The 19,569-nt window shown below is 56.5% G+C and carries 16 protein-coding genes and 1 other annotated feature; of the genes, 2 read left to right on the top strand and 14 right to left on the bottom strand.

All coding sequences use genetic code 11. From position 1 onward, the window contains the following. Nucleotides 1–10: 10 nt before the first annotated feature. Nucleotides 11–211: a hypothetical protein gene (locus tag ACY1JZ_RS11000; protein WP_270164417.1), complete on the bottom strand. Its 201-nt coding sequence runs from the start codon at nucleotides 209–211 to the stop codon at nucleotides 11–13. 340 nt (nucleotides 212–551) lie between these two features. Here ACY1JZ_RS11000 and ACY1JZ_RS11005 point away from each other — a divergent pair, with 340 nt between their 5' ends. After that, on the top strand, nucleotides 552–2,000 hold the full coding sequence (locus ACY1JZ_RS11005; RefSeq protein WP_462629170.1) for an aminotransferase-like domain-containing protein: 1,449 nt from the start codon (nucleotides 552–554) through the stop codon (nucleotides 1,998–2,000). Nucleotides 2,001–2,165: 165 nt separating this feature from the next. On the opposite strand, the gene ACY1JZ_RS11010 is transcribed toward ACY1JZ_RS11005, so the two are convergent. The 10 genes from ACY1JZ_RS11010 to ACY1JZ_RS11055 all read right to left on the bottom strand — a co-directional run bounded on the left by ACY1JZ_RS11010 (nucleotide 2,166) and on the right by ACY1JZ_RS11055 (nucleotide 14,276). Continuing rightward, nucleotides 2,166–3,707 (bottom strand): 2-isopropylmalate synthase, encoded by a 1,542-nt coding sequence (locus ACY1JZ_RS11010; RefSeq protein ID WP_462629171.1) that lies wholly within the window; start codon nucleotides 3,705–3,707, stop codon nucleotides 2,166–2,168. Between the two features lie 42 nt (nucleotides 3,708–3,749). After that, nucleotides 3,750–3,979: a binding site (T-box leader), on the bottom strand. Between the two features lie 42 nt (nucleotides 3,980–4,021). After that, nucleotides 4,022–4,573, bottom strand: a complete 552-nt coding sequence (locus tag ACY1JZ_RS11015) for a hypothetical protein (RefSeq protein ID WP_462629172.1) — start codon at nucleotides 4,571–4,573, stop codon at nucleotides 4,022–4,024. Nucleotides 4,574–4,744: 171 nt separating this feature from the next. Beyond that, a complete protein-coding gene (locus tag ACY1JZ_RS11020; RefSeq protein WP_270164421.1) occupies nucleotides 4,745–5,062 on the bottom strand; it encodes a cupin domain-containing protein in 318 nt (105 codons plus the stop codon). A gap of 27 nt (nucleotides 5,063–5,089) precedes the next feature. Further along, the gene (locus ACY1JZ_RS11025) at nucleotides 5,090–7,093 is read right to left on the bottom strand and encodes a heparinase II/III family protein (RefSeq protein ID WP_462629173.1); all 2,004 of its coding nucleotides are present in this window, start codon (nucleotides 7,091–7,093) and stop codon (nucleotides 5,090–5,092) included. 1 nt (nucleotide 7,094) lies between these two features. Beyond that, a complete protein-coding gene (locus tag ACY1JZ_RS11030) occupies nucleotides 7,095–7,406 on the bottom strand; it encodes a hypothetical protein (protein ID WP_462629175.1) in 312 nt (103 codons plus the stop codon). 85 nt (nucleotides 7,407–7,491) lie between these two features. Beyond that, nucleotides 7,492–8,904 (bottom strand): ABC transporter substrate-binding protein, encoded by a 1,413-nt coding sequence (locus tag ACY1JZ_RS11035; protein WP_462629177.1) that lies wholly within the window; start codon nucleotides 8,902–8,904, stop codon nucleotides 7,492–7,494. Between the two features lie 173 nt (nucleotides 8,905–9,077). Continuing rightward, entirely contained in the window at nucleotides 9,078–10,694 is a 1,617-nt protein-coding gene (locus ACY1JZ_RS11040) for a helix-turn-helix domain-containing protein (protein WP_462629179.1), read from the bottom strand. Then, a complete protein-coding gene (locus ACY1JZ_RS11045) occupies nucleotides 10,691–12,349 on the bottom strand; it encodes a sensor histidine kinase (protein ID WP_462629181.1) in 1,659 nt (552 codons plus the stop codon). Before ACY1JZ_RS11045 ends, ACY1JZ_RS11040 begins: the two co-directional genes overlap by 4 nt. 182 nt (nucleotides 12,350–12,531) lie before the next feature. After that, nucleotides 12,532–13,335, bottom strand: coding sequence for a carbohydrate ABC transporter permease (locus tag ACY1JZ_RS11050; RefSeq protein ID WP_442954922.1), 804 nt, complete (start codon nucleotides 13,333–13,335; stop codon nucleotides 12,532–12,534). Between the two features lie 50 nt (nucleotides 13,336–13,385). Next, nucleotides 13,386–14,276, bottom strand: coding sequence for a carbohydrate ABC transporter permease (locus ACY1JZ_RS11055; protein WP_270164434.1), 891 nt, complete (start codon nucleotides 14,274–14,276; stop codon nucleotides 13,386–13,388). A 92-nt stretch (nucleotides 14,277–14,368) separates the two neighbouring features. Here ACY1JZ_RS11055 and ACY1JZ_RS11060 point away from each other — a divergent pair, with 92 nt between their 5' ends. Further along, nucleotides 14,369–14,623 carry a hypothetical protein gene (locus ACY1JZ_RS11060; protein ID WP_462629182.1) on the top strand — a complete coding sequence of 85 codons (255 nt, stop codon included), beginning with the start codon at nucleotides 14,369–14,371 and terminating at the stop codon, nucleotides 14,621–14,623. On the opposite strand, the gene thiD is transcribed toward ACY1JZ_RS11060, so the two are convergent. The 3 genes from thiD to ACY1JZ_RS11075 all read right to left on the bottom strand — a co-directional run bounded on the left by thiD (nucleotide 14,583) and on the right by ACY1JZ_RS11075 (nucleotide 19,455). Beyond that, nucleotides 14,583–15,395, bottom strand: a complete 813-nt coding sequence (thiD, locus tag ACY1JZ_RS11065; protein WP_270164436.1) for a bifunctional hydroxymethylpyrimidine kinase/phosphomethylpyrimidine kinase — start codon at nucleotides 15,393–15,395, stop codon at nucleotides 14,583–14,585. The two genes, ACY1JZ_RS11060 and thiD, sit on opposite strands and share 41 nt — an antisense overlap. A 114-nt stretch (nucleotides 15,396–15,509) precedes the next feature. After that, complete coding sequence (locus ACY1JZ_RS11070) at nucleotides 15,510–17,399, bottom strand: AraC family transcriptional regulator (protein WP_462629183.1); 1,890 nt, start codon at nucleotides 17,397–17,399, stop codon at nucleotides 15,510–15,512. Between the two features lie 223 nt (nucleotides 17,400–17,622). Then, entirely contained in the window at nucleotides 17,623–19,455 is a 1,833-nt protein-coding gene (locus ACY1JZ_RS11075) for a UbiD family decarboxylase (protein WP_462629184.1), read from the bottom strand. Nucleotides 19,456–19,569 lie beyond the last annotated feature (114 nt).

The raw sequence follows: 19,569 nt of genomic DNA on the forward strand, positions 1-19,569 counted from the left end.
CCCGTTTGTGTTATCTGGTCACAATATAAATGGATAGCAATACGATGCTGACGACAGCAGATACAACGTAGAACATGGTCAGACGCGTCCATTTTTTGCCCATATTTTGACCGTATGTCGGATCACCCTTGGTGTTTTCCTTGGAGTGTCCCACTAGCAGCGTTGCCAATACCGCAATCAGTATTACAATAACGACGAGAATATAGCTCATGCTCATCCCCCCTTTATGTTAACAATAACCGAAACCGGATGGTCATGTAACCATCCAATTATCGAGCAATTTCCCCCTCCAGTTCAATGGCATCGTATAAAATAATAACCGTCGTTCACCGTATGTTCATAAACCTTGAGGCTCGCGGCTTGCATCTGGATAGGAAGCCGTACAATAATAACGATGACGGAAATTAAGAAAAGAGCAGGAACGCAAGCTGATCGCCGAGTGCTGATGATTGGCGGCGGATACAGCAGCACGCTGTGCTGTGTCTGTCCCAGACCTTCACCAATACCGCGCACAGCAGCTTGCGGATATGATATACGGGGAGCGAAGCAAAGTGTGGAAGCCTAACCGAGAGAGCAAGCAGCCCATCTATCGGCAGATCGCAGCGGAGCTCGAGCGCAGCATCGCTAGTGGCGAGCTGCCTCCTGCAAGTACGCTGCCTTCCGAGCGGAGGCTTGCGCAGCAGCTTGGCGTGAATCGCAGCACGATTATCCAGGCCTATGACGAGCTGCGTGCCGCTGGACTCGTAGAGAGCGCTATAGGCAGCGGCACGCGGGTCAGCAGCAGCAAATGGGGCGTCCATTCCGCCCAGGCTCCAAACTGGCAACGATACACGGACGGCGGCGCATTTCTGCCCAATCTCCCGCTCATGCGCAAGGTACGAGAGGCGGCGCAGCGCGGGGAAGGGATGATTGATCTGGCCAGCGGCGAGCTGTCAGAGGACTTATTCCCCGGTGAGCTCGTGCAGTCCATCCTACAGCAGCGGCCGTTCAGCGGCTATCTGGGCTATGATGACCCCCAGGGCAATCTGGCGCTACGGCGGGCGATCGGCCGCTTTCTTCACCGTTATCATGGATGGGAGGTGTCGGAATCCTCCATTCTGATCACGTCGGGATCGCAACAGTCGCTGTATCTGATTAATCAATGTCTCCTCTCTCCCGGAGATGCGGTAGCTCTCGAGGCGCCCTCCTACAGTTATTCGTTATCCATGTTCCAATCTGCAGGCTTGCGCATCTTCCGGCTGCCTGTCCACGATAACGGAGTGGACCCTGAGGATATACTGCGGCTACACCGCGAGCACCGGATTCGGATGATTTTCCTTAATCCGAACTTCCAGAACCCGACCGGCACGGTCTTGGCGGCGGACAAACGCAAGCAAGTGCTGGCGGCAGCCTCCTCGCTGGGCATCCCGATCGTCGAGGATGATCCGTTCAGCCTGACCGCCTTCAGCGGCGCTCCGCCGCCGCTGCTCAAGTCGGCCGATCGAGATGGCAGCGTGCTGTATGTCGGCACCCTGTCCAAGATCGCCGCCTCCGGCCTGCGCATCGGTTGGATGGTGGGGCCGCGCGCGGTCATTAGCCGCCTGTCGGATGCGAAGCAGCAGATGGATTTCGGCCTCGGCAGTCTCTCGCAATGGGCCGCCGCAGAGCTGCTGGAGCATCCCAGATTCCACAGCCATCTGTCGTCGCTGCAGCTCTCGCTGCTGGAGAAGCAACTGGAGATGGAGTCCGCCCTTAATGATCTGATGCTAGGCAAGCTTACATATACACCCCCACAGGGCGGGCTGAATCTGTGGTGCAAGCTTCCTCCTGGCATCGACGAGAGCCGTCTGCTCGACGAGGCGATTCGGCGCGGCGTAGTGTTCGTACCCGGCAGCGTATATGGGGCTGAGCCCGGCTTCATTCGGCTCTGCTATGCCCGGCCGCCCTATGCGGACATTCGGCCTGGCATCGCCGCACTGGCTGCCGCGCTGGAAGCAGTGGAATGGCGGCCAGGGCACTGAGCTTGAGCTTCAAGGAAGCAGCATGACGAGAGCAGCATGACCGCGCATGTGACCTAATTCGGGCCTGTCCGCCAGATGGCACGATACGCCAGAGCAGAGCAGGGCAGACGGCGGGCACAATGCTTGTTCAGCCGCCGCCTGATGCCTGCATGGCGGGAGCGACGGCTACCCCATATGAGGCTCGCCGCTATCCAGCAGCGCCGCATTAATGCCGTTCAGCAACGCGATCCCGCTCGCTTTGATAATATCGGTATCTAATGCCCTGCCACAGTAGATGCGGCCTTCATGCTCGATGCGGATCGTGACCCGGCCGATGGCCTCCTTGCCGCGCGACAGGCTGTTGATCTTATAATCCTTCAGCTCCACCTTCATGTCCGTCAGGCTGCAAATCGCGGTGTACAGCGCATCGATCGGCCCATCTCCGATCGCACTCCCTGCCACCGTCTCCTGCCCTCTTCGCAGTTGCACCGTTGCCGTAGGGCTGAGTGAATTCGCAATGACCTGGAAGGATGCCAGCTCATACAGTCTGCTGTTGCTCTGATCCAACGTGCGATGGCCGGATACAAGCTCGAACACATCATGATCGTAGACCTCCTTCTTCGCATCAGCCAGAGCCAGGAACTTCTGGAACAGCGACTCGAAGTCATCGCCCTCTCCCGCTGCAAAGCCCAGCTTCTCCACCGCATTACGGAAGGCATGGCGACCGGAACGGGCGGTCAGGATAAGCTCCATGCTCTCCCCGCCGATCTCCTCGGGAGACATAATCTCATATACATTTTTATCCTTGAGCAAGCCATCCTGGTGAATGCCAGAGGAGTGTGCAAAGGCGTTCTCGCCAGTAATCGCCTTGTTGACCTGAACATCCAGCCCGGTCAGATGAGTTAGCAATCTGGAGGTTCGCAGCAGCTCCTTCGTATTAATCGCGGTCGAGCAGCCAAAGTAATTCTCTCTCACCTTCAGCCCCATGACCACCTCCTCCAGCGAGGTGTTCCCGGCTCGCTCGCCAAGCCCGTTAATTGTGCATTCGACCTTCTGCGCGCCATTCTTGATCGCTGCGAGTGTATTGGCAGTTGCCAGCCCCAGATCATTATGGCAGTGGACGCTCAGGATCACCCGGTCATCGAGGTTTCTGAGCCGTTCGTTAATGTTGCGAATCAGTTCCCCGAATTCCTCCGGCACCGCATAGCCGACCGTGTCCGGCACATTAATGATCGTCGCGCCCGCCTTGACCACCGCCTCGATTGTCCTCCACAAATAATCAAAGTCCGACCGCGAGGCGTCCTCTGTCGAGTATTGCACCTGGGGCAGCAGCGTGCGCGCATACTTGACCGCATCCACCCCCATCTGCATGACCGCATCTCTGGAACGGTTGAATTTCTTCTCGACATGAATATTCGAGGTGCCCAGTACGATATGAATAAATGGCTGCTGTGCGAGCTTAATGCTCTCGTAGACGCTGTCGATGTCGCTCTTCACCGCCCGGGCGAGTGCCGTAATCGAGACGCGATCCCCGACAGTCCGCGCAATCTCCTGTACCGCCTGAAAATCCCCCAGCGACGAAGCCGGAAAGCCTGCCTCGATGATGTCAACGTTCAACTGTTGGAGCTGACGGGCAAACTCGACTTTTTGGTGCATGTTCAGCTTCGCTCCCGGCACCTGTTCTCCATCCCGCAACGTAGTATCCAATACCATAATGCTTCTTGTCATTGTCCATTCCTCCTTGGAAAATAAAAAAACCCCGTCTCTAAAAATAGAGACGAGGTTGAACCCGCGGTACCACTCTAATTCATTTCCATAACGAAATGAGCTCATTCGATGGCCATCACCATCTATCCCTGTAACGGGGGAAGCCGTCTGTCCCTACATTGTCGGGAAGCTGTTCATAGACGAGTTCACAATGAACGCTGCTGCCGTTTCACACCACCCAACGGCTCTCTGGAAGCTCATTCATTCCTACTAATTCTAATCGTAACATTTCGTTATGAGATTAAGGGTCATTATAGTGCAGTCCGCTCGGGTTGTCAACGCCCCTGCTCTGTCGCTTCCGACTGATTGAGCTGACGGACGGCTACATCCACATTCAAGGCATGGCCGTCCCGGCTTGTTACCTGCACCTTCCACTCCCCGGCTACGCCGCTGCCATCTGCCATACGAAAACGGCGAGTCAGTTGCTTTCCAGGCGCAACATCCTCGTAGTCGAAATCCATGCCGCTCGTCTCCTCCATAACCTTCACGATCACCTTTCTGGAGGCGTTGCAGTTATGCACGTACACCTGGAGCTCATTGCCATTGTCCGGCGCCAGCGTGAAGCTGTTCGTAAAGCCACCCCCTTCGCGGGTAGCCCGCTCCAGCCAGATTCCCGAATCCGTCTCATCGTCCAGGGGCTCTGCGGAGGACAGCATTTCCTTCGGCCCCGATGAAGACGTTGCCGCGTCACCCTGCTCTATCATCTCCACCCCTGACTGCTCGTGGACTTCAACGTTTCCCGTCACTGTAGCAACGACGAGGTATGACCCTGCAGCCAGCATACTGACCGCTGCCAGAATGATGGCGGTGATCACAAGCTTTCTCATTCTCTGCTCCCCCCTGCCTTCTATCGCGCTGGCTACAGCAAGCAAGTGCAAGCCGATCAGCTAACGATATGCTACCTAATCTAACGAGGGAAACCGTCCAAAGGTTGCCGCCTGACCGCCCAACTGGCTTCAACAGACCGCACGACCTGCCACCTGGAAGGAGGAGAGCATCTACTCCGCCAGCAAATCTAGTCTTAGCGGGGTGAAGGTGTCCAGCAGCTTGCTCGGCTCCAGCGCACGGCAGCCATGCTCGGCTCCACTAGGAATATAGAGCGTCTCCCCGGCGGAAATAACTGTTGTTTCACCGTCAATAGTGAACTCCAGCTTCCCCTCCAGGCAATACGAAAGCTGCTCATGTACATGGCTGTGCAGGTAGCCCTCTGCATCTTGCTCAAAATGCACCTCCATCATCATGATCGATTGTCCCGGTGCAAAAATTTTACGTTGCACGCCCGGCTCGGCATTCTCCCATTGGTTGATTCTGCTCATGTCTAACCACTCCTAATAATAAAATATTTACAGGGACAGGTCTCTCCCGGCCGCAAAGCGCCGCTCCCCTGCAGCATGATGCTGATAGAGTACCGGCTCCCCCTGCTCAAACCGGATACTCCATTCGGCTGGAACGAGCCGCGAGCCGCCGATGTGCGGCTTCATGACGGTGACGAACCATGCATCGCCTTGCGCTGTCAGCAAGCTCTGTACGACCTTGAGCGGCTGCAGCGACATCGACACCACCGATTCCCAACTGTCCTCCACATCCAGCTCCAGCGAAGGCGGCCCCAGCAGCAGCAGATCGCAGCCCAGTTCCGGGCGCACACCGCCAACAAGGCCGCTGCCGGACGCGAGATAGGCCGCCATGTGGAGGGCTGCCCCCTGTCTTCCTGCTGCAACTTCTGCTGCATGTCCGGCTACTTTCCCGGCTGCTTCCCCGGCTACTTCTTCTCCTGCTTCCCCAGACTGCACATCCTCCTGGATGTTCAGCTTCTCCAGACGCCACTCCAGCAGCCTGCTGTGCAAGCGATGCTGGTACGTGTGAACGCCTGAGCCGAGCAGCCGATCGATGACGACCCATTCGCCGCTGTCCAAAAACCAGATTGCCCGCCGATGGACGATCCCCCGCCGGGCATAGCCGTCATGCTCGGCACAGATGATCTGGCGCTGCGCATCCCAATGAATGAGCGTCACAGCCGCCTCGGGAACTCCCCAGCGCTGAGTGCGCAGATAAGGCGTCTGATCCTGCCCATCCACCAGTACCGTGTTGTGCGCCGCCGTGCTCTTGAAATACCGCCGCCAGGGATGTTCCATGTACGTATAGACACCCGGATCAACGAATAACGCCTCGCCATAGGCGCACCACTCGAAGGAGAGTGCGTCAGCATGACCGTGCGGGCCGCCCAATGCGCCTGCATCGAAAATCAACTGCTGCTCGTCGTCTCCCAGCCCGTAATAGCCGCCTTCCTTGAAGGCGAACGGCAGCCCAGCACCCCGACTGTCGCTTCCAGTTCGTCCCGCAGCCGCCCTGTGCTGAGCAAGCAGTCCTGCTACCCGCTCCGGGCCAGCCAGCCAGAACTGCTCATGCAGCTCCTCCTCCAGCAGCCAGTCCGGGTTGCCGTAGTATAAGGCTGCGGCATTCAGATCAGGCGCAGTGGTCGCATACGAGTCAGCGAACGGAGCCATCGTGCCATCCTGCCTTGTCATGCTGCGTGCAAACTGCACCATACCCGCCAATATCCGCTCGTATTCGTCCGAGAAGGTTTGTCCGCGCTTGCGCAGCATAACCGCGCAATCGACGAACAGCTCCAGCGACACCATATGGTAGTGCGGAGTCAGCTCCGCGTGAACACCGTCTTGCAGCACCTGCACCCGAATACACTCCTCCAGACGAGTGACGGCACATTGCCGCCAGCGCTCGCTCTCTGGCCAGGAGACGAAGGTAAGCGAGGCGGCGAGCAGGCCGATCATATGCATAATGGAATGATTGATCTCGATGCTCGCCTTATAGGTCGATAGAAACTCGGCATGCTCCTTCACTGATGCCAGAAACTGCGCCATCGCAGTCTCATCCCAGCTCTGTGAGCCGTTGAAGAAATGGTAGGCATGCACCCACTGCCGCAGCCGCAGGCCAACCTCAAGCAGCCGCCATGGACCCGGTTGCTGGAAGTAGGTCAACTCCTCGGCAGGCCGTCCGTGCGGACACGGCTGCGATTCGATCCAGCCGATGACATGCTCCAGCGCCTTGGAAGCATACTTCTCTTCGCCGGTCATCGCATAGGCAATGCCAAGACAGCGCAAATGCTTGAAGCGATTGAGTACCCATGTAAATTCCTTGTCTCCTGTCGGGTTGTACAGCCAGTCGATCGGTGTTCCCAGATCGATCTCCTGCCCTTTCCTCGTGATGACATGGCTCGCACACCAGCGGTCGGCATCAGCGACTGCAGCCGCAGCCGCTTGCGGGAACTGCTCCCGGAACATCCGTCCCCACTCCCGCGTCTGCTCCGCGGAGAAAAATAAATGATCCATCTCACTTGCTCCTTTCCTTGCCCATACAGGCAGTAGGCCATAGACAGCATACGGCAACGCGACGCCAGGCATAGCGCCGCCTAGCCGCAGTGTTGCGACTGCGAGGCAGCTTCTGCTGCTTCTGTATGTCTCCTGTGCCCTTGGCAACCGACCTGCCTTGCTGCTCCCGTTCCTTGACCGCTCCCGGACTTCCAGGAAAGCTACCAGGCCACCCCGATCGGGCAGCCTGGTAGCTTTGGACTGTGGAGCGTAGGCCATGCAGCGTATTGCAGTTGCGCCCCTTCTTGCGCGCCAGATGCCACGAGCCTCGCAAGCACCCGCTCTACAGGCGGGAGACGCGCTCATTCGCAAAGCTGCTGACGCGGGGCTTCAAGCCGCTGACGCATGCCCGCTGCCTGCTATTCGTTCCCCAGCGTGCCCTGCAGTGCCTTGGTGTCATAGGACGGATCGGCTTCGATATCCGTTAGCCCCTCGCTCCGTGCAGCCGCCAACGCCTTATTGTAGCGTGTATTAATGTCTTGAATCGCATCGTCAATACTCTGATTGCCTGTCAAAATGTATTCGGTGAATACATCCGCCGCCTTTTTCCCTTCAAGCTTCGTCTCCGAAATCGCCAGCGGCGTTACCGGGAAGATGGCATCATACTTGGTCGGCAGGAAACCGTCGATGCCCTTCAGCTCCGGCTTGCCCGCGGCCGCGTTCACATACGGCAGCACGGAGATACCGAGCCCCTTCTCCTGATACTCCTTGCGCAGCTCGGTGCTGTAGAGGAATTCGATAAACTTGGCCGCTGCGTCTTGCTTGTCCGACTTCGCGTTGACACCGATATACGCGCCCGCGTTCACCCATACTGCGCCGTTAATTTCACCGGTCTTGGTCGGAATCATCGTCGAAGACCAGTTGATGTCGGTCGGGAATTGCGAATTATATACAGAAGGCTCGCCGGAGTGGTTTACGTACATGCCAATCTTGCCTTGAGCGAACTGCGCTCTCAGCGGATCGATGTCCAGCGATTCAGCGCCTGGAATCATGCTGCCGTCCACCTTGATCTGGCGCAACGCCTCCGCTACATCGCGATACATGGCAAAATCGAACTCTCCGGTCTGGTAGTTGAAGCCCTCGTGCGAGGTGCCCGAGTCGGCCGAGCCGGAGGCATAGGCCGGGCGGGTAAAGCCTGAGCCGTTCTTGAAGTTGCTGGCGAACCCGTAGATTCCCTCCGACTTACCTTGCTCCGTAATGATTTTGGCCGCTTCCACCATTTCATCCAGCGTCTTCGGCGGCTCGCTGAAGCCGGCCTTCTCCATCAGGTCAACATTATACAGCAGTCTCCAGAACTGTCCGGTATTGGGCAAGGAGTAGACTTTGCCCTTCAGTGTCGTTACCTTTTCCTTCAGCACTCCGTCGAACTGTCCGAGAAATTGCTGGCTCAGCAGGTCGTCCAGCGGCGCTAGATAGCCTTTGGTCACGTACACTTCAAAATCATTGACCTTGAATACATCCGGCGCCTGGTTACTGGCAAATGCCACCTCCAGAGACTGGTTGTAGTTGTCCGCCATCACCTTCATCTCGACCTCGATATGGTCTGTATTCGAGGTGTTGTATGCATTAATCTTTTGCTGCATATAGTCCATATCGTGACGGTCCATCGTCCAGTAGGTCAGCTTGGTTTTGTCCTCTGCCCCGCTGTTGCCGCCCGTGCCGTCTGTGTTCTTGGTCGGAGCATTGCTTGCGGAGCAGGCGGACAGCACCAACGCTGCAACGATTGTCAGCAGCAGTGCATGTGCGCTTTTTTTACCTAATGTTTGTTTCATCTGTTAACCCTCCCTTTGATGATTGCCGATCTCGCATAAGATAATGCCTGGCACAGGCGACAGGGTGTCCGCCTTGCTTGCACTCATTGTAGCATTGAAGCGCTTTCCCCCAAGAAGGGTAAATACACGATTCAGGGAGGGCAAAATCACTTTGCGCTATTCAACCTGTCGACTTAGCTCCCTCCCTGCTCGTAGCGGGTGCGGAATTCGGTCGGCGTCAGACCCGTATGCTTTTTGAACAGCTCGGTAAAGTAAGGCCGATCCTTGTAGCCCAGCTCAAACGTAATGTCCTGCACCTGCATCCCCTCCAGCAGCAGATGCTTGGCCTTCTCCATTCGGGCCGCGGTGACATATTGCATGAAGGTCATGCCGGTTTCTTTTTTGAACAGGGTTGAGAAGTAGCTGGGGCTGAGATGGACGACGCCCGCGCATTCCTGCACCGTCAGCTCGCGACCCAGGTTGCTGCGCACATAGGATATCGCCTGCATGATCAGCTCGCCCAGGTCGTTGCGCTGCCGGCGCTGAAACCATTCGCAGCCTGTCAATCCCAGCTCGCGCACCGCATCCTGCAGTGCTGAAGTCGTCATATAGCGCCCGTTCTTGAGCGCGGCCAGCTTGTCGTCCAGCCAGGCCCGCTGCGCAGCATCCGCCTTCTCCGCAATGATACGATACATCGAGAATGCCAGCCCGTAGAACAGATTGACGGTCATCTCCGGATCAGGCGGAGCGGGGTAGCGCAGACATTCCTCAAAGATCGCGCAGAGCAGCCGCTTCGTGCCCTCCTGATTGCCGGAGCGAAGACAATAGAGCAGCTCCGTCTCCTTCTCCGCCGAGTAGCCCGCGATGACGCGGCCCTGCGGCTCAATATCCCGGTAATCAATGATACAGCCGCTGCCGGAATAGAACTGATAGCTGAGCGCGGTCATCGCTTGTTGGTAGGATAAGGAAATCTCGGCGATACTGCAGGCCAAACCGCCCACGCCAATCGAGATTTCCCGCTTGGCATACCGGCGCACATTATCCCGGCAATTCTCAGCCAGCTCCAGCACAGCCAGTCCCTCCTCCGGGTTGAGCACGATGACGAAGCGGCCCAGATGCTCGCGGAACACGATGCCCTTCGCGTGCTTCTTGAGCGTCTCCTCCAGTATGTTGTGCACCGCAAAGCGCGACAGCTCGACCTCGCGAACCGGCATCCCCGTCTCCTCACCCATCAGCTCCTCAATCTGCACCACCATCACTGCGAATGTGTCCATTAACATGTCGATGTCAAGAAACTCCCACTTATCGCTCGCCCGCTCCGGCTGCTCCTCATGCCGGATAAGCAGCCGGAAATATTCCTGGCGCAGCGAGGGCAGACTTTCTCGCAGCTTGCGCTCCAGCTCCAGACGGCTATGCCGCTCGATTCGCTCGGTTTCAATGACTGCCTTGGCCTTCAATACAGTATCTATGACCTGCTGGGTAGTAAACGGCTTGAGCAGGTAATCGAAGGCGCCCAGCCGCACAGACTCCTGAGCGTATGCGAAATCGGAGTAGCCGCTGAAAAAGATCACCTTGGTATCATTTTCACCGCTCTCTCTGAGCTCACGCACCATATCGATGCCGCTGCTCTGCGGCATGCGAATGTCGGTCATGACAATGTCCGGCTTGCGCTCGCGGATCATCGCCAGTCCAGCCTTGCCGTTGGTTGCCGTGCCGATAATCTCGATGCCATGCTCCTGCCACGGAATTCGCTGTGCGATGCCGTCGATGACGGCCTTCACATCATCAATGATGCACATCGTAATCTTCATGATCCGTTACCTCCTGCTATCGGAAATGTCAAGGCGACACAAGTCCACGCTCCAAGCTCGCTCTCCAGCCGGATCGATGCCTGCTGTCCGTAAGACAGCTCCAGCCGCGCCTGTACATTGGACAACGCGTAGCTTGTGCGCTGCAGCTCGCCGCCCTGCAGCGCGCGGGTTACTGCAGCCGCGTCCATGCCGCAGCCATTATCGAACACGGACAACGATAGCAGTCCGTCTGCTGCGGAGGCCGTGATTCGAATCCGTCCGGGGCGTGACAACTCCTGCATGCCATGCAAGATCGAATTTTCTACAAGCGGCTGCAGGATGATCTTCAACACGGGCGTCTCCAGCAACTGCTCGTCTGCTTCGATCTCGTAATCAAACAGCTCAGGATAACACATGGTCTGCAGCTTCATATACTGGGTCACATGCTCCAGCTCCTGGCGCAGCGTCGTCATCTCCTTGCCATTGTTCAAGCCGAGCCGGAACAGCAGCGACAGCGAGACGATCATGCCCCGCACCGCCTGATGCTCTTCCATCTCGCTTTTCCAGTAAATTGTGTTGAGCGTATTATACAGAAAGTGCGGATCGATCTGAGCCTGCAGCGCCTTGATCTCCGACTTGCGCTTCTCCTCCTCGGAGGCCTTGACCTCCCGAATCAGCTCATTAATCTGCTCCAGCATGCGGTTGAACTTGTGACCGACCTGACTGATTTCGTCCTGAAAGTTGCTCTCAAACCGCACATCAAGCTGGTTCTGCTCCACCTTGAACATCAGATTGCGCAGCTTGAACAGCGGCTTGAGCAGCAGCTCGGACAGCATGCTGGAGAGGATAAGCGCCAGCACGATGCACGCGCCCATGATAGTCAGGATCGTCCATCTCATCCGCTGCGCAGGTGCCAGCAGCTCAGCCTTCGACTGATAGCCGATCAGCAGCCAGTTCGGATTCATCTCCAGCGAGGTGTAATTCAGCAGATAGGCGCTGCCCTCATAGATTTCCTCAAGATGCCCGCTGCTGCTGTCGCCGATCTGCTCCAGCAGCTTCGCCACAAGCGCCTCCGGGGCGGGCGAGGAGAAAAATACCGGCTGACGGGCACGATCCACGACGAGCTGCTTGAGGCTGCCCTCCTTCAAGTGAGCCTGCAGCAGCTCCAGCATGCGATCCTCGCGAATGTTGACCACAACATAAACATCCGGCAGGTTGACCTCGAACAGCGGCTTCATAACAAATGACAGCACAGGCTGAGGGCGGCTGAACAGCTCATCGGCATGACCGCTGATCCACTGCGGGCTCCAGTTCGGCCCGGCCTGCTCAAGCTGCTCATACAGCAGCGTATTCTCGAAGCGTCGTCCCGGGATACGCTGCACCTCCGTCGGATAGAAGTCGCCGATCGGCGTCGATACGAGCACGGAGTCAATCGATTGCTCGGTCAGCATTAATTGCGCGAACGAGGTCTGCAGTTGCGACAGCCGATTATAATACTCCTTGCGGCTTCCCGTCTGCACATCGCGCATCGCCCGTTGAAACGGCTCGCCCATCATGAGCGTAGAGATGGAGACGACAATATTGCGCATGCGCTCATCAAACACTTGGGCAGTCTTGTTGAGCGTCTCCTGACTCGTCTTGGTCGCCTGACTGGCCATCTCCTCTGCAAAAAACACGGAAACATAAGTTCCCGTGGCAGATATACATACGACTGTTAATAATACAAAAGATACCCATAGACGCCGCTTGAGCGACATTTTTCGAAATATGCGCCTGATCATGAAGTTCATCGCCTCTTTTTATACTGAAGAATCATGCCAGTGCCGGATAGGGATCGGAGCAGATCGGAAGACGCGGCTTAGCCCTTGACGGAGCCTGCGGTTACCTGCATGAAGGAACGGTTGGCGAACACATAGACGAGCAGCAGCGGCAGGATCGAGATACACGCCCCGGCCAGCATCAACTGATTCTCGACCGCTGCGCCAGCACCAAACCGCAGATTGGCGAGGCCAACCGGCAGCGTCTGCAGATCGGGACGAGAGAGTGAGAACACGAGCGGCAGGATGTACTCATTCCACGCGCCGCGAAAGGTAAACAGCGCTACCACACCAAGCGCAGGCCGCAGCAGCGGCAATATAATACGCCAGAAGATGGAGTAGAAGTTACAGCCGTCAATCAATGCCGCTTCATCCAGATCCTTAGGAATGCTGCGAAAAAATCCGATCACCATAAAAAACGCAGTTGCGTGAGCACTAATCAAAATGATTATGACAGCCCAAAGCGATCGGTGCAAACCGAGAGTGACCATCAGGTCGAACTGCGGACGAAGGACGACAGCCCCGATCGAGATAAATAAGGTGAACGATTGCAAAAAGATCAGCAGCTTCTTTCCACGAAACGAGGCGCGATCGACCGCATAAGCTGCCATGGAGGACACCAGCAGTGTGCCGATTGTAGCAAATACGGCGACGAATACACTGTTAAAGGTGTAGCTGGAGAAATTGGCCTGTGTCCAGGCGGTCACATAGTTGCTTAGTTGCCACTGCTCCGGGAATACCGTCGCTCCGGTCGTCAGCTCCAGATTCGTCTTGAAGGAGCCGAGAATCGCTACGATGATCGGGAACAGCATGAAGATAGAAATCAAGATCAGCAGCAGCCACATCGGGCTGCGCGCGGCTATTTTTTTCAATGCCATGAGTCGTTCTCCCCCTTTTAGTAGATGCTGCTCAATTTTTTGGACATCCAGAAATAGGCCCAAGTAATCAGACCGACGATGACAGCCGTTGTGAAGCCAACCGCGCTGCCGTAGCCGATGTTTTGCACCGCTGTACCGGTAGTTGTCAACGGGAAGAACAGCTTGTACAAATACAGGTACATGACCTCGGTTTTGCCGAATGGCCCGCCCTCCGTGAGCACCATGATGCTCTCATAGCCCTTGAGCGAGGTGGTCAATGCCAGCATGACGATCATCTGCAGCACCGGCCCCAGCATCGGAATCGTAATGTACCAGAGGCGTTGCGCCGGGTTGACGCCATCGAGCGAAGCGGCCTCGTAGATCTCCTCCGGGATGCCCTGCAGTCCTGCCAGAAACAGCAGCATATAGTTGCCGATTGCCCCCCATACCGCTATGATAACGATCGTCAGCATCGCCTTGGATGCCCCAAGCCAATCGACCGGGCCGCTGACCAGATGAAGCTTCATCAGATATTGATTCAGAATGCCGTTATACGAATTAAATACAATGTAAAAGACAATGGACATTACGGATGCGCTAAAGATGGTCGGCAGGAAGAAGATTGCCCGGAACGCATTGCGCCCGCGCAGCTTGCGGTTCAATATGACCGCCAAAATGAGCGACAACGGCAGGGTAAGGATTAGTTTGCCGCCAGCATAGATGAACGTATTCACTACAGACTGCCAAAACTCCGCATCACGCATAATGCGCGCAAAGTTTCCCAGCCCGACGAATCGCATCTCCCCGTAGCCCTGGTAGTCATAAAACATATATCGCAGTGCCCACGCTATCGGGTATATGCCGAGCGCCACGGTCAGAAAAAAACTGGGAAAGCTGAATAAATAGGCACCAAGCCGGTTTCTACGCATGCCATCATCTCCTCTTGATTCGTAATCCTATTGTACGAGAGGAGCGGCATAGACAGAGAGAGGGCATTTCATGAATCAGGGGGGATAAAACGATGTTCTCACAACGTAAGCACAGAGACGACTCCCGCTTGCCTGAAGACAGGCAGAGCACGAAAAGAACCTTCACCATCGCGAGATTCACGAAAATGAAGGTTCCAGTGTTTTCGATCGGGCAACGTCGGGCTGGACGCAGCCATACAGTTAACAGCAACAGCTATAGCCATAGCAAGGCAGCTAGCTTGGGCGTAGCCGCTGGCAGACACATTATTATGACTGCAATCGATACCCGCTATGGAATACCGGGCTGACATAAGCATTGAAGGCGAAGCCGCCCCGAATGGCCGCCGTCACGAAATCCTTGGCCTTATGAACGGCATCCTGCACACTAAGACCGTTGGCTAGACCGCTCGTGATTGCAGCCGCAAAGGTACAGCCCGCGCCATGATTGCACGCCGGCACGATCTTGTCCGTCTCCAGCACGGCGAAGCTCGCTCCATCATACAGCACATCAATCGCCTGTTCCCCGTTCAGCGCCTTGCCTCCCTTGACAACAACGTTCTGCGCGCCCAATGCATGGATACGCTTGGCTGCTTCCTTCAAGTCCTCAAGCGAGGCCAGCTTGCCGAGTCCCGACAGCACTCCGGCCTCAAACAGGTTAGGCGTCACGACAGTTGCCAGCGGCAACAGCAGGTCGCGGATGGCATCCGCCGATTCGGGATTCAGCACCTCGGATTCGCCCTTGCACACCATAACCGGGTCGATGACGACATTGGATTGCTTATTCTGCTTAATCGCTTGCTCCGTCACACGGACGATGTCCACGCTGCCTAGCATCCCTGTCTTCATCGCACTGACAGGCCCACCCGCGAAGGCGGTCTTGATCTGCTCAGCGACAAGCGCAGCATCCACCGGATAGACTTGATGGCGCCAGCTATGGTCAGGATCCATCGTCACAATCGTCGTCAGCACGCTCATGCCATAGGTTCCATATTCGGCAAATGTCTTCAGATCCGCCTGAATGCCGGCGCCCCCGCTGGAATCGCTGCCTGCAATCGTCAATGTTTTTGCAATGTTGCTCACGTACTAGCTCCCCTTTGTTTTCTAGGATCGGATACAATAAAGTTGATTATACCAGAAAACATCCGGTTTGCACGCAAGGAGCCGCAAAAAGGCAATCGTCGCTGACACTTCCCCTTATTTCCCGCCCGGAACAAGCAGATCTGCAATTATATCCAACTGCTTATCCACAGAAATGGGGTCACTGTACAGAAATTCATCAAAATCGATCGTGTAGACTTTACCCGCTTTCCACGCCGACGAATGCTGGATCAGCTTCTCGACCTCCTTCAGGTTGTCGCCGGCATCCTTGTTCACAGCAAGAAACAGCCGATCTCCGATAAAGTCATTGACGACCTCATTGGATATTTCCCATGTGTCCCCCTGGATGACCTCATCCGCTACCTTCTGCTGCGGCTTCAGACCGAGATACTTGTACAGAATATTGCCGCCCATGTTCGTATCGCCATAGACAAACAGCCCCCCGGAACGTACATTCAAGATAGTAAAGGTCTCGTCAGCTCCGACATATGGCCGGATCTTCTCTTTGTAAGCCGCTATTTTCTCCGTGAAGGCCTCGCTCCATTGCTGCGCCTCCTCCTGCTTGCCCAAGATGTCTCCAAACATCTGAACATCCTTCAGCGGTTCATCATATTGCTCGAGAACGATCGTGGGCGCAATCTTCTCCAGCGCCTCATATCCGCCATCGACAACCTCCGCGAAAGGCGCGGTGGTCACGATCAGATCGGGGTTCAGCGACAATATCTTCTCCGCATCGGGGGGTACACCAACATCCGTAATACTGGCAACATCGCTCAGCAGCGGGTTCTTCAGAACGAAGCTGGTCGTACCGACAGGCTTCACGCCGAGCGTCATCAGCTCGCCCAGGTGAAACAGGCTAACGACTCGTTGCGGCTGGACCGGGATGTCGCTCGTCCCCTTGAGATGCTTGTACGAGCGGGTTGCTGCCGCTTCCGTATCCGCAGCGCTATGAGCCGAGGCAGGCGGCGCAGATGCGCCTCCCGCAGGTTGGCTCGCTTGGCATGCATTCAGAAGCAAGGATGTACATAACAGCATCATGGCTCCGATAGCTGGCCTTGAAAATCTAAACATGGTTGTGTCCCCTTCCGTCCTATCTATCTGATAATAACTCTCATTATCATTATGAGAAAGCAGGCCAGGAGAAACAATGGATGATTTCGGCAGATGCAATGGATTATGTTGAACTTCCCTCCGGTTGTCCTCCCGGAATTTCTGCGGTGAACGACCGGTATGCTTTTTGAACAAACGACTGAAATAATACACATCGGCATAGCCCACGCTAGCCGCGATCTCCTTAATGCGGGCCTCGGATTTCAACAAAAACTGCTTGGATTTATGGATGCGCACATAAATCAAATATTCGATCGGGCCTACCCCGATCTGATTCTTGAATAAGCGAGACAGATAGCTCACACTGCAATGATGCAAGCGAGCCAGCTCCTCGGCTGTGATTGGCTCCTTGTAATGCTCCTGGATGTAGTGGATCGCTTCGGTGATCATACGGCTGCTGTCCGTGGCGCTATTGACCTGTCGCATCGACTCGTATACAAAGGATAGAAAGACGGACTGTGCCTGCAGCTTGTCAAGCGCGCTTCCCTGCTGCCACAGGCGCAGCATCGTCTGGCACTTCTCCAGCAATGGCAGCACGCGGTATGGAGTCAGTTCATAGGGAAGCTGGAAGCTGGCCTGCTCCTCTGGCGTATCGCACATGGCCTGATACAACATGATGTAACCGCTAAAGTCTTCGCTTGCCGATATAACGCGCCATTCGTTGCCCTGTCCTCCATGCACAATATGATGCGCTCTGAGGCCATAGACTTCACCGAAATGGCTCACGTGAGCGATCCCGTGTGTCGTCAAGACAAAGAAGCTGACAGGAAACGGCTCGCGTCCCGCTGCCATCCCCTCTGCGGCGTTAAGCTGCCGGATGTCGACCAGTCTCACAGAGGTGCGGCTCCACCGTTCAATATAGGCGTCCCAGTTCATAATCTCCTCCCTCCCTTGTTCTGCTGTCCGAATGCTCCTTACAGTGTACTATATGTGCAACTGGCTTCTCAATCATCTGACGCCACAGCTCTGCAGGTGGAGCCTGCTCCATGACGCGCAAGAGCACAAGCCCGGATTATGCAAGGGCTCGTGCTCTGCTCTCTATTCTATGTTGGGATGAGGCCAACGGCCGACATCTCGTACAGCTCAGCGCCTAGAGCCATCACAGCTTGACGCTCGCAAGACTCGCTCCCTTGACGAACAGCCGCTCCACACGCTTCTCGACATCCGGGTCGGGAACAAGCGGCGGGGCATGATGCGGCTTGATGCGGGCATCCAGCACGATATTGTCGCAGCCCCAATGCTTATGTTCATAGCTGCCGTTGACACCGTGAATATCATGAGACGGATTGCTCCGGGTGAAGGTTGCCCACACAAAATTGCTGAGCGACCGGCTCACAAACTCGCTGTCATCGCACAGCACTACGAGCGGACAGGAGCTTAGCGGCCCCCGCTCCGCGAGCGCCTCGCATAGCTCCTGCACCTGGCGCTGCGCTTGCCTGGCATCCGTATACGCCGGCCCCTGCAGCGCGACGACGCCCGGCATCACAAGACGGGCACCCTCGAACTCTCGCAGTCCCGATAGCTGCTGCGGAGCCTCGGTGCATAGCTCGCGCTTGGCGCTGCCGCAGGCCGCGAAGACGACCTTGCTGCCTGTGTTCAGCCCGGTGCCGGAATAATCGAGCGTGTCGATCGTCGTATTCGTATAGAAATGAATATCGCGCCGCAGGTCGAGCCGCTCCAGAATATAGGTCAAGAAGGCAGCCTCATCATGAGTGTCCAGCGGCTGTCGCTCCTCGGCGGCAATAAACAGATACTTCGCCAGACTTAGCTGCCCGGTGCCGAGAATGCGGTTAGCCAGCGTGAGTATCTCCGCAGGCTGACGCGTCTCCTCGTAGGGCGCGTACCGCTCGCTGCCTATGGCGAACAGCAGCGGGTGGACACCTGCCGCATCGACCGCATGCACCTCCTTGACTCCCGGAATCTCATGCTTGATCGCGTCCCCGGTGAGCTCATGAATAAGCGCCCCGAATACGGTGTCCTCCTGCGGCGGACGTCCGACGACGGTGAACGGCCAGATCGCATTCGGACGAGCATAGACCTTGTGTACCCGCATCACCGGGAACGGATGGGTCAGACTATAGTAGCCCAGATGGTCGCCGAACGGCCCCTCCGGCTTCGTATCACCCGGATAGATCTCCCCGGTAATGACGAAGTCTGCGTCATTGCTGATGCAGAAGCCGTCCAAGTAGCTGTAGCGGAACCGCCTTCCAGCCAGCAGGCCAGCGAACATCACCTCGCTCAGCCCCTCAGGCAGCGGCATGACAGCGGACAGGGCATGCGCTGGCGGGCCGCCGACAAAGCAGCTTACCTTCAGCGGCTTCCCCTGCTTGACCGCCTTGGACTGGTGAACGCCAATCCCACGGTGGATCTGATAGTGCAGGCCGATCTCACGATTCAGCTCATACTCATTGCCCGTCAGTTGAACACGGTACATGCCCAGATTGGACTTCATCGGCCCCGGCTTGTCCGGGTCCTCCGAATAAACCTGTGGCAAGGTGACGAAGGCTCCGCCGTCCATCGGCCAATGCTGGATAAGCGGCAGATCGCTGATCTGTATCTCCTGCGCTGCTACCGGGCCGCCGCCGGACTTGCGAAGTGGAAGCGCCTTCCAGGCGCCGAGCGCTGCGGATAGCTGCTTGAACGGCTGCTTCAGCGCCTTCACCGGATCATTGCGCAGCGCAATCACCTGCTCCGCCAGCTCCCAAGTATCCCGAAATATGAAACGGCTGCGCTCCATGGTGCCGTACAGATTCGAGACGGCGCGAAAGCGCGAGCCCTTGACATTCTCAAACAGCAGCGCCGGGCCGCCCGCTTCGTACACCTTCAGATGGATTGCCGCCATCTCTAGGTGAGGATCAACCTCCTCGCGAATGCGGACAAGCTGTCCGTGCTGCTCCAGATCCAAAATACATTGCTCCAAATTGTGGTACATGTTACAAACCTCCAGCCTGTTCACAAACCCGAACGTTATCCTTCTATTATGCCTGTATCCGGCAAGGTAGCACAAGGCTTGAACCGTCGGCAACGCGTCCAGCGGCCTGCCGAT

Source organism: Paenibacillus sp. J5 (assembly GCF_054955055.1).